9 protein-coding genes and 1 tRNA gene are annotated in these 12,206 nt (G+C 66.4%); 6 read left to right on the top strand and 4 right to left on the bottom strand.

Features of this window, described 5'->3' with window-relative positions; all coding sequences use genetic code 11:
* Positions 1-21 precede the first annotated feature (21 nt).
* The gene (locus BRADO_RS30865; protein WP_041757177.1) at positions 22-1,296 is read right to left on the bottom strand and encodes a hypothetical protein; all 1,275 of its coding nucleotides are present in this window, start codon (positions 1,294-1,296) and stop codon (positions 22-24) included.
* Positions 1,297-1,404: 108 nt separating this feature from the next.
* On the opposite strand from BRADO_RS30865, the gene BRADO_RS30860 reads away from it, so the two are divergent.
* Complete coding sequence (locus tag BRADO_RS30860) at positions 1,405-2,133, top strand: SDR family oxidoreductase (RefSeq protein ID WP_012030120.1); 729 nt, start codon at positions 1,405-1,407, stop codon at positions 2,131-2,133.
* A gap of 274 nt (positions 2,134-2,407) precedes the next feature.
* Here BRADO_RS30860 and BRADO_RS30855 read toward each other — a convergent pair whose 3' ends face one another.
* On the bottom strand, positions 2,408-2,968 hold the full coding sequence (locus BRADO_RS30855) for a carboxymuconolactone decarboxylase family protein (protein WP_012030118.1): 561 nt from the start codon (positions 2,966-2,968) through the stop codon (positions 2,408-2,410).
* A 145-nt stretch (positions 2,969-3,113) separates the two neighbouring features.
* Positions 3,114-5,225 (bottom strand): P-loop NTPase fold protein, encoded by a 2,112-nt coding sequence (locus BRADO_RS30850; RefSeq protein WP_012030117.1) that lies wholly within the window; start codon positions 5,223-5,225, stop codon positions 3,114-3,116.
* An 825-nt stretch (positions 5,226-6,050) separates the two neighbouring features.
* On the opposite strand from BRADO_RS30850, the gene poxB reads away from it, so the two are divergent.
* Positions 6,051-7,781, top strand: coding sequence for a ubiquinone-dependent pyruvate dehydrogenase (poxB, locus tag BRADO_RS30845; protein ID WP_012030115.1), 1,731 nt, complete (start codon positions 6,051-6,053; stop codon positions 7,779-7,781).
* 165 nt (positions 7,782-7,946) lie between these two features.
* Here the strand turns inward: poxB and BRADO_RS30840 are convergent.
* Positions 7,947-8,021, bottom strand: a tRNA-Thr gene (locus tag BRADO_RS30840).
* A gap of 351 nt (positions 8,022-8,372) precedes the next feature.
* On the opposite strand from BRADO_RS30840, the gene BRADO_RS30835 reads away from it, so the two are divergent.
* From BRADO_RS30835 to BRADO_RS30820, 4 genes are all read left to right on the top strand, one after another.
* The gene (locus BRADO_RS30835) at positions 8,373-8,552 is read left to right on the top strand and encodes a hypothetical protein (RefSeq protein ID WP_012030114.1); all 180 of its coding nucleotides are present in this window, start codon (positions 8,373-8,375) and stop codon (positions 8,550-8,552) included.
* A 24-nt stretch (positions 8,553-8,576) separates the two neighbouring features.
* Positions 8,577-10,295 (top strand): cyclic nucleotide-binding domain-containing thioredoxin-disulfide reductase, encoded by a 1,719-nt coding sequence (locus BRADO_RS30830; protein WP_012030113.1) that lies wholly within the window; start codon positions 8,577-8,579, stop codon positions 10,293-10,295.
* A 139-nt stretch (positions 10,296-10,434) separates the two neighbouring features.
* On the top strand, positions 10,435-11,724 hold the full coding sequence (gene murA / locus BRADO_RS30825; RefSeq protein WP_012030112.1) for a UDP-N-acetylglucosamine 1-carboxyvinyltransferase: 1,290 nt from the start codon (positions 10,435-10,437) through the stop codon (positions 11,722-11,724).
* 15 nt (positions 11,725-11,739) lie between these two features.
* A complete protein-coding gene (locus BRADO_RS30820; RefSeq protein ID WP_012030111.1) occupies positions 11,740-12,192 on the top strand; it encodes a DUF2948 family protein in 453 nt (150 codons plus the stop codon).
* The last annotated feature ends 14 nt before the right edge of the window (positions 12,193-12,206 follow it).

Raw genomic sequence — 12,206 nt, 5'->3', positions numbered from 1 at the left:
GGCGCATGCCATGCCGCGCGCTCACGCCGCGGCGGATCGACCCTGGTGCGCCGACCACCAGGCGGCGATCGCGTCGGTCAGCTCGTCCCAAAGCGTCGTCGGAAGATCGGGCACCGCCACGCGAACGCTGTAGCGGTCTGTAGTGGCGTCGTGAAACCATTCGGTCGCGGCGAAGTCGAAGCCGAAGCTGCCGGCGTGGCGGATCGGCAGGCCGGCGCGGCGGAGGTCGTCGCTCATGACGGCCGCGGCTTGCCGCGCCGTGGCTTCGTCCAGCGTATCGCGGCTCGCGAGCGTGACGTAGAGGCCGTGCGCGAAGTCGAGCTCCGCGGTCAGGCCGCGCAGCGTCGTCGCAAACCGGCGACGCGCGCGGCGGCTGTTCCGCAGAATGGCGGCCGTGCGTTTGCCTGTCAGATCGCGGTAAGGCTCCGTGCCGACAAAGGGCGGGAAATGCGTGGGCAGGGCTGCGCCGCCGAGCAGCCTCATGGCGTTGCGCATTTCCTCCGGCAAGGCGGCGAGCGGCGCGCGCTGCTCGACGCCAGACCCGATGAAGGCGACCGAGCCCAACCGGCCGTATTCGGCGCCGAGCGAATCCAGCTTGGTATGACTCCGCACCATCACGACCGGCACGTTCCAGCGCCGCGCCCAGGCGAGCACGCGTCGGATGCGCCCCGAACCGTTCGCAAAGCAGGTCGTGTCGAAGATCAGGAGATCAACCGCCGGACGTCGGCAGTGGAGCACAGCTTCGAAGCGTGCGGTGGTCGCGCTGGAATCGAGCAGCAGCAGGCGCGGTGAACGCGATCGCTGCGTCAGCACATCGGCGAGGTCGCGCGACACCGTGACCGGGCGCAGGTGCCGCGCATGCGCGTCGACCAGCTCCTGGGTCTCCCCATAGGAGCCCGGCAGCATCAGCAGGTCCGCCTCGCCGAGCACCGGCCGCGTCGCCAGCAGCAGCGCCGCGATCGCGGCCATGCCCGAGATCGTGTAGATCGTGTCTCGAATGTCGTCGCCGACCGAATAGAATGACGGGCCGCGCACGTCGAGGTCCGCGCGCTGATAGTCGTAAGCGAAGGCGAACGGTCCGGCGCGATGGTCCTCGGTGTCCGACCAGGCGGTTTCCGTCGCTGTCCAGTCGCTCAGCGCGTACTCGGCCTTGAGCGCGGCCGCGAGCTGAAACTTCTGCCTGACGACCTCGTCGACCGTGCGCGGCACAGGGACGGGACACGGCCGCCGCAGGCAGCCGTTCAGGAGCTTCAGCTCCTGATGTTTGCGGACGAGATAGGCGTCGATCGTCTCCATCGGGCTCTTTCAATGGGGTCAGACTGGAACGCGCGGGCGCTACGTTGGGTCCAAACGAGCGGCTGAGCTTGAAATGCGCTAGGCTGCGCGCGCACAAGGGAGGATGCTATGGGCAGGGAACTCGAGGGCAAGGTGGCTGCCGTCACCGGCGCGGCGTCGGGCATCGGGCTCGCGAGCAGCGAGGCGATGCTGGCCGCCGGCGCGCGCGTCGTGATGATCGATCGCGATGCCGCGGCGCTGGCGCGCCTGCGCGAGCAGCACGGCGAGGCAATCATTCCGGTGGTCATCGACCTGCTCGATCCCACGGATTGCGCCACGCTGCTGCCTCGCGTGCTGGACGCAGCCGGCCGGCTCGACATCTTCCACGCCAATGCCGGCAGCTATCTTGGCGGCGACCTGGTCGATGCCAGGACGGACGCGATCGACCGCATGCTCCATCTCAATATCAACGTCGTCATGAAGAACGTCCGCGACGTGCTCCCGCACATGATCGCGCGCGGCTCCGGCGACATCATCGTCACCAGCTCGCTCGCCGCGCATTACCCGACGCCGTGGGAGCCGGTCTACGCGTCATCGAAATGGGCGATCGACTGTTTCGTGCAGACCACGCGCCGTCAGGTCTTCAAGCATGGCATCCGCGTCGGTGCGATCTCGCCCGGCCCGGTGGTCACAGCCCTGATCGCGGACTGGCCGGCCGAGAAGCTGAAGGAGGCGCGCGAGTCCGGCAGCCTGCTGGAGCCCGCGGAGGTCGCCGACGTCATCCTCTTCATGCTGACCCGCCCGCGCGGCATGACCATCCGGGATGTCGTGATGCTGCCGACGAATTTCGATCTGTAGCAGACGGGCAAGTTATTGATCAGCGCGGTCGCGGCGACCTCATTTTACCTCGTCCGCGTGTCGGAACAGGCCGGATTGCATCGTGAGATGCAATCCGGGTGAGGGAGGACCCGCCGCGAGCGCGGTCTCCGCGGAGGCCTCCTCGTCTTCTCCCCCGAGTAAGAAAATGCAGCTCACCGGCAGGTAGCCCGCATGAGCGCAAGCGACATGCGGGTTCATGTCAGTGTCGGTGATTGCTCACGCCCAAGCGAAACGACGAGGGAACGGCCACGCCTCACTCCGGCACGGGCACATCGAACGTGTTGAGCGTGACCGACACCATGCAGTAGATGCCGATCAGATAGGACAGCTCGGCCGCGCCATGCTCGCCGAACTGCGCCACGGCGGCCTTGTAGGTCAGCTCCGGCAGCACGCCGCCATTGACCAGCGCGGACGCGAAATCATAGGCGACGGCTTCCTCCTTGGTGAGGTCGACCGGCCGCTGCCCGGCCACGATAGTGGCGAGCTTGTCGTCGGACAGGCCGCGCTGCTCGGCCACGTGGACATGCGCATAGATCTCGTAGGCCGAGCGGAAATGCGCACCGGTCACGAGGATCGCGACCTCGCGCACCGCCGCCGGCAGCGACGGCTTGTTGGCGATCGCCTTCACCAGCTCCCACACCGGCTTGCCGAATTTCGGCTCGCGCAGCCACGGATTCCAGGGGCCCAGCAGTGCGCCGTCGTCGCGGATGTTGATGAAACCCTTGAAGCTCGCCTGGATGCCCTGCTTCATGTCGTCGTAGAGCGGCTTCTGCTCGTCGCTCAACGCATCCGGGTTGAGAATGGGAAGGCGCATGATGATCTCCTGTTGCAATGCGCCAAAGATACTGCCGCATTGCAACGGGGCAAGGACCGGACCGGTCACAATCAGGTTCGATCTGAACGGGTCGACAGACCCGTGCCGGGCGGCTCGGCGTAAGCAGACATCGAGATGTCACATGTCACGACGATTCGGCCTCGTTTGTGTCCCTTGCTGAGGCCCGCGCGGCGCGGGCGTTGCGCTCGTCACATCCCATCAGAAATGTCCGGATGATGTTGCCGGTCTCCGGATCCGTCACCGACTCGCCAGCATGGCGTGCGGCTTTCTTGAGCGTGTCGATGTCGATCAGCGACCCCAGTTCCTCCCATACGAAAGAGAGGCTCAGCGCGCTGACATCGGCGACGCTGGCGCGCAGGAACGGCGCGACGGCATCCGGCTCCGTCAACAGCGCGGCCAGCCAAGCGCGTTGGGCTGGCCGATCCAGGCGACCCCATTCGAACATCAGCGGTGGCGCATCGGCCCGCTCGCGCAGCATCACCCGCCAATCCAACTTGGCCTCGTCCGCGAGACGGCTGGCTAGCGCCTTGTCCAAAGCGCGCCAACTCTCCTCCCTGATCAACGTGTCGGAGCGCTGGCGGCGGTTTCGGTCGCGTTCGTGCTCGGCGGCGGCACGGTGGATCGCTTCGCGGAAATACAAGGCCAGCGAGAGCGGCAGATCCTGCCCTACTTTCCAGATCTCATAGATCTCGACGGGGCGCGCCGGGTGATCTTCCGCCCAGGACTGGGCCAAGGCGTTCGGTCTCAACACCAGCTGAGCGATGACATAAGCGAGGTCCCGCGGCCGGATCTGCGACGTTTCGTCCAGATGCGGGCTTGCGCCGATCAGCGCCTGGGCGAGGGTCAGCAGCGTCTGCATGCTCGCGTTGTCGGCGCGTTTCAGCAGAAGCTGCAGCAGCTCCCGCGGATTGCGGGCGTAGAGTGTCTTGATCCGCTGCACCGCCTCGCCGGTCGAAACATGCAGTAATTCCTCCAGCTCGAGATCACCGATCTCATCAGCAGCGATCCCATAAGAGAAGTAGCGGTCGAAGTAGCGCGGTCTCGCTATTCCTTGCGGCCGCAACGGCATTGTTTTGAACAGGGCCGCGATGAGTGTTCGGGCGGAGTCGGCTTCGTCGGGAGCGACGCTATGCAAGGCCGCCTCGATCCGGGCGTCGATGCCGTCCTTGTCGTAGAGCGTCCGGCGCTTGGGCCCCGCGTCGAGGCTCGGATAGCCCTCGGGATCGTCCTCCACCGCGAACACGCGCTTGTTGTCGCGGACGACGGCGTAGAGCTCCGGGTACAGCACCCGCAGGCCCTCGATGCTCATCTGATCGGCGACATCCACCTCACCCTTCAGCATCGGCAGCGCGAACCTCAACGCGTTGCCGTAGCGGATCGCCTGGCGCGGGGTGGTCAGACGACGGGCAAGGCCGTCGCGAGCCAGCGTCTTGAACCGCAGCCAGTCGTCGTCGGGCAGCGTCACTCCGGCATGGTCAAGGGCTGCGATCGCCTGCTGCTCGACGAAGGTCATCAGGCGCTCGCGAGGGACCGCCGGGAGCGTATACGGATACTGGACGATCTTCTCCAGGAACTGGCGGCCGGCATCGCCATCGCTGCCGAATTTCTGCGCAACGGCGCGACCCACCATCTCGTCGTCGAAGGCGAGCAGATAGATCACATTGGGGAAGTTGGCCGTGAGCCTGACAATCTTGAGCAGCTGCAGGATTTCGTCGCGGTCGAGCCGGTCGAGATCATCGATCAGCACGACGACCTTCTTGTCGGCGGTCTGCATCGCCTCGCGAACGTCATCGCGAACCTCTTCAATCGTTTTGAGGAAAGCCTTTCCCAGCTCCTTTGTCGCGGTCCCTGCACCGCTCGCCAGGAAACCGAGCACGCCGCCGAACTCAGCCAGCATGTGGCCAAACTGTTCGCGCGTGCTCTGGCTGCTTCGTCCCATTACAAAGAAAAGCTCTTCGAAGAACCGCTTCAGCAGCGTCTCATTGTCCTTGAACAGCCAGGGATTGAAGGACAGCAGCACGACCTGATCGGCATGCTCGGTCTCCAGCACTTTTTTCAGGAAATTGAGCACAGAGGTCTTGCCCGACCCCCATTTTCCGTAAATTCCAATCACCGGCGCGCCTTCGCGCGCGTCGAACGTCGCGATCATGCGCGCCAGCCGCTGGCTGAATGGCCAGCGGTTGAACGCGTCGTCATCCTTGTGAACCACGGGATCGCCAAGCTGTCGGTTGGTCATCACATCCACCCCGGCAAGAAAGGAAGATCGCAGGCATCGGAGATCAGCGATCAGCACCCTACGCCGGAATTCGCGTCACGTGAATGACGCTCCGTGAGGCTGAGGTGCGCGGATCTTCGGCATCGCTCCGCCTCTCGCATGCCCGTCATGCTCAAACTGTCCGTCGTGCCGGTTTGCCGCAGCACAGCACCTTGCGTCGTCGGGCAAATCACCTGCAGATTTCCGCGCGTTCCGTGCTCATCAAGAGGGACGCTTCGCGGGTCGTCACGAGCGTTGGGTGCGGGATGCGATGGCCGGATCGGAGTTGCAGCTACGCATTCGCGAGCGGACGAACAACTTCGATACGGACGGAGAAGTCGCGTGGTCCTGGCCTCCCGGCGCTGAGGTCAAGCCTGTCGATGTGCGTCACGCGCATCGCGGGCGATGGGGGCAAGACAGCCGGTCCCCAGGAAGATCGCGTATAAATCGTAAGCCCATCGCGCAGGGAGGGCCGGGTGTGTTCGGCCAGACCTGTGGTGACTGCCGCCTGCATTCTTTTGCTGCAGGCGGGCCACGGGCGCGGCCAGCGCCCGGCCTTCCCCGCGCCCTCGATATCGAGAGGGCGATATGATCGCAAAGCTCGGACGCCTTGCGCGCCGCGAGACGACGCTGTCATGGCCCGCGTCCCGGACACTGTCATTCCCTGTCATCATGCCGGTCGCAGGCCGAATCTGGAACTTTCGCGCCACGCGGTTTTGATTGGGTTGGCTTGGCTTATGCAAGGTACGAGACCTGATCGACCCCGCCGGACTACGCGGTCCTTCATGATCAAGGAATCATCAGCTCATGACCACCATCGCAGATCAGATCGTCGAGACTCTCGAGATTGCCGGCGTGAAGCGCATCTACGGCGTCGTCGGCGACAGCCTCAACGGGCTGACGGAGTCGCTGCGCGTCCGCAAGACGATCGACTGGGTGCATGTCCGTCATGAGGAAGCCGCAGCGTTTGCAGCTTCGGGAGAATCGCAGATCACCGGCGGCCTCGCGGTTTGCGCCGGCTCTTGTGGCCCGGGCAATCTTCATCTCATCAACGGTCTCTACGACGCGCAACGCAGCCGCACGCCGGTGCTGGCGATCGCCGCGCACATTCCGTCGAGCGAGATCGGCGGCGGCTACTTCCAGGAGACTCATCCCCAGAATCTGTTCCGCGAATGCAGCGTCTATTGCGAGCTGATCTCCGATCCGACGCAGATGCCGTTCGTGCTGGACAACGCGATCCGCGCCGCGATCGGCGAGCGCGGCGTCGCCGTGATCGTCATTCCCGGCGACGTCGCGCTGAAGGCGGCGCCGAAGCGCGCGCTGCCGCCAGCGATCGGCCTGCGGCCGCCGAAGCCGGTGGTGCGCCCGGCCGAGCCGGAGCTCGATGCGCTGGCGGCGCTGCTCAATGGCGCTCGGCGTGTGACGTTGTTCTGCGGCCGCGGCTGCGCCGGCGCGCATGCCGAGCTGATGCAGCTCGCCGAGACGCTGCAAAGCCCGATCGTGCATGCACTCGGCGGCAAGGAGCATGTCGAATACGACAATCTCTATGACGTCGGCCTCACCGGCTTCATCGGCTTCTCCTCGGGCTATCACGCCATGCACAGCTGCGACACGCTGCTGATGCTCGGCACCGATTTTCCCTACAAGCAGTTCATTCCGTCGGACATCAAGATCGCCCAGGTCGACATCCGCCCGAGCCAGCTCGGCCGCCGCGCCCGCCTCGACGTCGGCGTGGTCGGCGATGTCGGGGAGACTCTTCGCGCATTGCTGCCGAAGCTCACGGCGAAGTCCGACCGCGGCCATCTCGACGAGAACCTCAAGCGCTATGTCGCCGCCCGCAAGGGCCTCGACGATCTCGCCGTCGGCACGCCTGGCCGTCCGCCGATCCATCCGCAATATCTGACGCGGCTGATCAGCGAGAACGCCGCCGATGATGCCGTCTTCACCTTCGACGTCGGCACTCCCACGATCTGGGCCGCGCGCTACATCGCGATGAACGGCCGCCGCCGGCTCGTGGGCTCGCTGGTGCATGGCTCGATGGCCAATGCGATGTCGCAAGGCATCGGCGTCCAGGCCGCGCAGGCGGGGCGGCAGGTGATCTCGTTGTCGGGCGACGGCGGCTTCGCGATGCTGATGGGCGATCTGATCACGCTCAAGCAGATGAAGCTGCCCGTGAAGGTCGCGATCTACAACAACGGCACGCTCGGCTTCGTCGCATTGGAGATGAAGGCGTCCGGCTTCGTCGAGCACGGCACCGATCTGGAGAATCCGGATTTCGCCGCGATGGCCAAGGCGATGGGCATCCATGGCCGCCGCGTCGAGGATCCCGGCGAGCTGCCGGGCGCGGTCGCCGAATGGCTCGCGCATGATGGCCCCGCGGTGCTCGACGTCGTCACCGCCAAGCAGGAGCTGTCGATGCCGCCGACCATCGGCCTGGAACAGGTCAAGGGCTTCAGCGTCTGGCTGATCCGTGCCGTCATGAGCGGCCGCGGCGACGAGGTGATCGACCTGGCAAAAGAAAATCTGCTGCCGCGATGAGGGAAAGATTGCGCCGCGGACGATGCCTGTGGCCCGAAGGCCCGCGATGTCCCCTCATGGTGAGGAGCGCCGCGCCCGAGTTGAACTTTTGCGACGCGTGTCAAGCGCGGCGCGTCTCGAACCATGAGGCCGGGATGGTCCGGACCTGTCGTGTGGGGAAAACGCTGGTGCTGCCGGACAGGATTGAACTGTCGACCTCTCCCTTACCAAGGGAGTGCTCTACCACTGAGCTACGGCAGCAAATGCAGCAGGGGCTGGCCCTTGGGGCCGCGACCGGGCGCGGGCGGTTCTTGCCACAAGGTCCCCGTCGGCGCAAGCGCGGGTCGCCCGGTTTTCGGGGAAAGACGCCGGCTCCAAGCCCTGAAATCCCGCCGACACCGTTCGAATCTGACCGAATCTGCCCGCGAGGCACAATTTGCCCGTCCCTCCCGCTCGGCCAACTCAGCCATCACCGGCTTCGTCGTACCTCCCCAACCGGGCAGGCGACGTCGCGCGGCACGGAACCTACCGTCTGCGTCGCCATCCCCCCTTGGCTTTCGCGCCCGCAGCACCGATTGTTGGGCCTCTGGTAAGAGATGACCGGGGAGGGGGATGACCGATCAGAGCAAGCCGCCGCCGAAGACATCGCGCGAGGAGCGACTGAAGCAGGCGCTGCGCGAGAACTTGAAGCGGCGGAAGGCGCAAAGCCGGCAGCGGAGCCAGGCGGTCGCGGCCGAGACGGGCAGTGCCGTCGAGGCCCCAGGCGATGATGCCGATGATTCGGTGCGTTGAGCAGAGTGGACGTAGGGGAGCGTGATGACGGTGACTGACGGGACGACGGCGGGTGCCGCGGCGGGGCGTGCGGAGCTGGCCAAAACCTTTGTCCGGTTCGAGCAGACCTTCCCGGAGCTGACGCCGCAGGAGATCGCCCGCCTGCGCGGCTTCGGCGAGATCAGGACCTATCGCGACGGTGAGCTGCTGTTCGAGACGGGCAAGCCTGGTCCCGGCATGTTCGTGATCCTCAAGGGCCACGTCGCCATCACCCAGCGCGACGGCCTGGGTCACGTCACGCCCGTGATCGACCAGGGCCCGGGACAGTTTCTCGCCGAGATCGGCCAGCTCTCCGGCCGGATCGCCCTGGTCGACGGTCATGCCGAAGGCGAGGTCGAGGTCATCCTGATTCGCCCGGACAAGCTGCGGGCGCTGCTGATCGCCGAGGCCGAGCTTGGCGAGCGCATCATGCGGGCGCTGATCCTGCGCCGGGTCAATCTGATCCAGGGCGGTGCTGGCGGCCCGGTCCTGATCGGCCCGCCGCAATCGGCGGCGATCGCGCGGTTGCAGAGCTTTCTCACCCGCAACGGTTTTCCGCACCACCTGCTCGATCCCGCCGCCGATCACGATGCCGCCGATCTGATCGCGCGCTATTCGCCGACGCCGGCCGAACTGCCGCTCGTCGTGGTCTCCGACGGCAGCGTGCTGCGCAATCCCAGCGAGAACGAGCTGGCGCGCGCCGTCGGCATGATCGGCGGTCCGCGCGGCGAGAAGATCTACGACGTCGCCGTGGTCGGCTGCGGACCGGCGGGACTTGCCACCGCGGTGTATGGCGCCTCCGAAGGCCTCTCCGTGGCGGTGCTGGATTCCCGCGCCTTCGGCGGCCAGGCCGGCGCCAGCGCGCGCATCGAGAATTATTTCGGCTTTCCGACCGGAATCACCGGGCTCGCGCTGACCGCCCGCGCCTTCAACCAGGCGCAGAAATTCGGCGCCGAGATCATGATCCCGGTATCGGTGACGGCGCTCGATTGCGAGCGCAAGAATGGCGCCTTCGTGCTGGCGCTGGAGGGCGGCGACGAGGTGCGGGCCCGCTCGGTCGTGGTCGCCAGCGGCGCGCGCTACCGGCGTCCCGATCTTGATCGCCTCAAGGAGTTCGAGGGCCGCGGCGTCTGGTACTGGGCCTCGCCGATCGAGGCGCGGCTGTGCGCGGGCCAGGAGGTCGCGCTGGTCGGCGGCGGGAATTCGGCGGGACAGGCGGCGGTGTTTCTCTCCGGGCACGTCAAGAAGGTGCGGATGATCATCCGCGGCGGCGGGCTCGCCGCATCGATGTCGCGCTACCTGATCGAGCGGATCGAGGCGACGCCGAATATCGAGCTCATGTTCAACACCGAGGTGGTCGCGCTCGACGGCGGCACTGATGCGGGGCTTGAGCGCATCACGCTGAAGAGCCGGCTGTCCGGCGAGGAGACGCCGGCCAATATCAGCAATCTCTTTCTCTTCGTCGGCGCCGATCCCGCCACCGGCTGGCTCGGCAATTGCGGCGTGACGCTGGACCGCGCCGGATTCGTCGTGACCGGCGCGCAGTCCGAGCAGAATGCCGGGCGGATGGTGTCGCCGCTGGAGACCTCGGTGCCGGGTGTCTATGCGGTGGGCGACGTGCGCTCCGGCTCGGTCAAGCGGGTCGGTGGTGCGATCGGCGAGGGCGCTCAGGTGGTGGCCGCGCTGCACGGCTTTCTTGCCGATCCGCTGGTGCCGCCGGTCTGATTCGCCCAGCGGGTTGCACCGTCAGGGGATGACTCCGCGGAGGATGCGACCTGCCGTTGCGAACCCATCAAATCGCCGTAATGTCGGTCCTGTTGCGCCAACCTTAGGCAAATCTCCCGGCCAGCTCGATAGGACCAGCATGGATCGCATTCGCATCGTCGGCGGCAACCCGCTTCACGGCACCATTCCGATTTCGGGCGCGAAGAACGCCGCTTTGCCGCTGATGATCGCGGGCCTGCTGACACCGGAGACGCTGATCCTGGACAACGTCCCCCGCCTCGCCGACGTCGCGCAGCTGCAGCGCATTCTCGGCAATCACGGCGTGGACATCATGTCCGTCGGCAAGCGCCCCGGCGATGGCCAGTACCAGGGCCAGACCTTGCAGATCTCGGCGGCCAGCATCATCGACACCACCGCGCCTTATGAGCTGGTGTCGCGGATGCGCGCCAGCTTCTGGGTGATCGCGCCGCTGCTCGCGCGCATGCACGAGGCGCGGGTGTCGCTGCCCGGCGGCTGCGCTATCGGCACGCGGCCGGTGGATCTCCTGATCATGGCGCTCACGAGGCTCGGCGCCAGCATCGACATTGACGCCGGCTACGTCGTCGCCAAGGCGCCAGGCGGCCTGCGCGGCGGCACGATCGATTTCCCCAAGGTCACCGTCGGCGGCACCCATGTTGCGGTCATGGCAGCGAGCCTCGCCAAGGGTACGACGGTCGTCACCAATGCCGCGTGCGAGCCGGAGATCTCCGATCTCGCCGACTGCTTGAACAAGATGGGCGCACGCATCTCCGGCGCCGGTACGCCTGTTATCGAGATCGAGGGCGTGGCCTCGCTGCATGGCGCGCGGCACACGGTGCTGCCGGATCGCATCGAGGCCGGCACCTACGCGATCGCCACCGCCATGACCGGCGGCGACGTCCAGCTTGCCGGCGCGCGGCCGGAGCTGCTGCAGTCCGCGCTCGACGTGCTGGCCGAGGCTGGCGCGGAGATCTCCAGCGATGCGGAGGGTATTCGCGTGGTGCGCAATGGCCACGGCATCCGCCCGGTGCAGGTCACCACCGCGCCGTTTCCCGGCTTCCCGACCGATCTCCAGGCGCAGCTGATGGCGCTGATGGTGCGGGCGCAGGGCGCCTCGGCGATCACCGAGACCATCTTTGAAAACCGTTTCATGCACGTCCAGGAACTCGCCCGCTTCGGCGCGCGTATCAGTCTGGACGGCGAGACCGCGCGGATCGAGGGCATCTCGACCCTGCGCGGCGCGCCTGTGATGGCGACCGACCTGCGCGCCTCGGTGTCGCTGGTGATTGCGGGGCTGGCGGCGGAAGGCGAGACCATGATCAATCGCGTCTACCATCTCGATCGCGGCTTCGAGCGGCTGGAGGACAAGCTGAAGGCCTGCGGCGCGACGATCGAGCGCATTCGCGAATGAGATGAGGATGATGTCGTGACCGACCGGCTCAAACTGATCGCGCTCGACGCCGACGATCTCGCCGTGATTTCCGCCCACGTCCAAGATGCGCGGGTGCAGCCGGCCGACATCATCTGGCGCCAGGCCGAGAAGCGGCTGGTGATCGGCATGAACCGGCTCGACTGGGAGCAGGCGCTGCATGGCGAGAACGAGCCGCGCCGGCTGTTGGCCGCGTTGCGCTTCGACCGGGTGCTGGCCTGCAAGTCGCGCCGCATCGACCTCGCTGCGCCGGATGCCGTGCTGGAGCTGATCGGCATCGAATTCCATCCCGGCACCGAGGCGCCCGCCGGCAGCGCGCTGCTGCTGTTCTCCCACGGCGGCGCGCTGCGGCTGGATGTCGAATGCCTGGAATGCGAGCTGACCGATCTCGGTGCCGATGACCTCGGCACCTCCGACGTGATCGACGACATCCCGCCGCTGACCGGGTAGGGGCCGGTTCAAAG

This window comes from Bradyrhizobium sp. ORS 278 (genome assembly GCF_000026145.1).
In the GTDB taxonomy this organism is placed as follows: Bacteria; Pseudomonadota; Alphaproteobacteria; order Rhizobiales; family Xanthobacteraceae; genus Bradyrhizobium.
The sequence above is the reverse complement of the archived record's forward strand: the minus strand, read 5'-3'. Positions and strand labels throughout refer to the sequence as shown.

What these genes read in the sequence shown, in the direction of transcription:
- BRADO_RS30865 (WP_041757177.1), bottom strand. Translation starts at nt 1,296, where the DNA reads ATGGAGACGATCGACGCCTATCTCGTCCGCAAACATCAGGAGCTGAAG.
- BRADO_RS30860 (WP_012030120.1), top strand. Translation starts at nt 1,405, where the DNA reads ATGGGCAGGGAACTCGAGGGCAAGGTGGCTGCCGTCACCGGCGCGGCG.
- BRADO_RS30855 (WP_012030118.1), bottom strand. Translation starts at nt 2,968, where the DNA reads ATGCGCCTTCCCATTCTCAACCCGGATGCGTTGAGCGACGAGCAGAAG.
- BRADO_RS30850 (WP_012030117.1), bottom strand. Translation starts at nt 5,225, where the DNA reads ATGACCAACCGACAGCTTGGCGATCCCGTGGTTCACAAGGATGACGAC.
- poxB (WP_012030115.1), top strand. Translation starts at nt 6,051, where the DNA reads ATGACCACCATCGCAGATCAGATCGTCGAGACTCTCGAGATTGCCGGC.
- BRADO_RS30835 (WP_012030114.1), top strand. Translation starts at nt 8,373, where the DNA reads ATGACCGATCAGAGCAAGCCGCCGCCGAAGACATCGCGCGAGGAGCGA.
- BRADO_RS30830 (WP_012030113.1), top strand. Translation starts at nt 8,577, where the DNA reads ATGACGGTGACTGACGGGACGACGGCGGGTGCCGCGGCGGGGCGTGCG.
- murA (WP_012030112.1), top strand. Translation starts at nt 10,435, where the DNA reads ATGGATCGCATTCGCATCGTCGGCGGCAACCCGCTTCACGGCACCATT.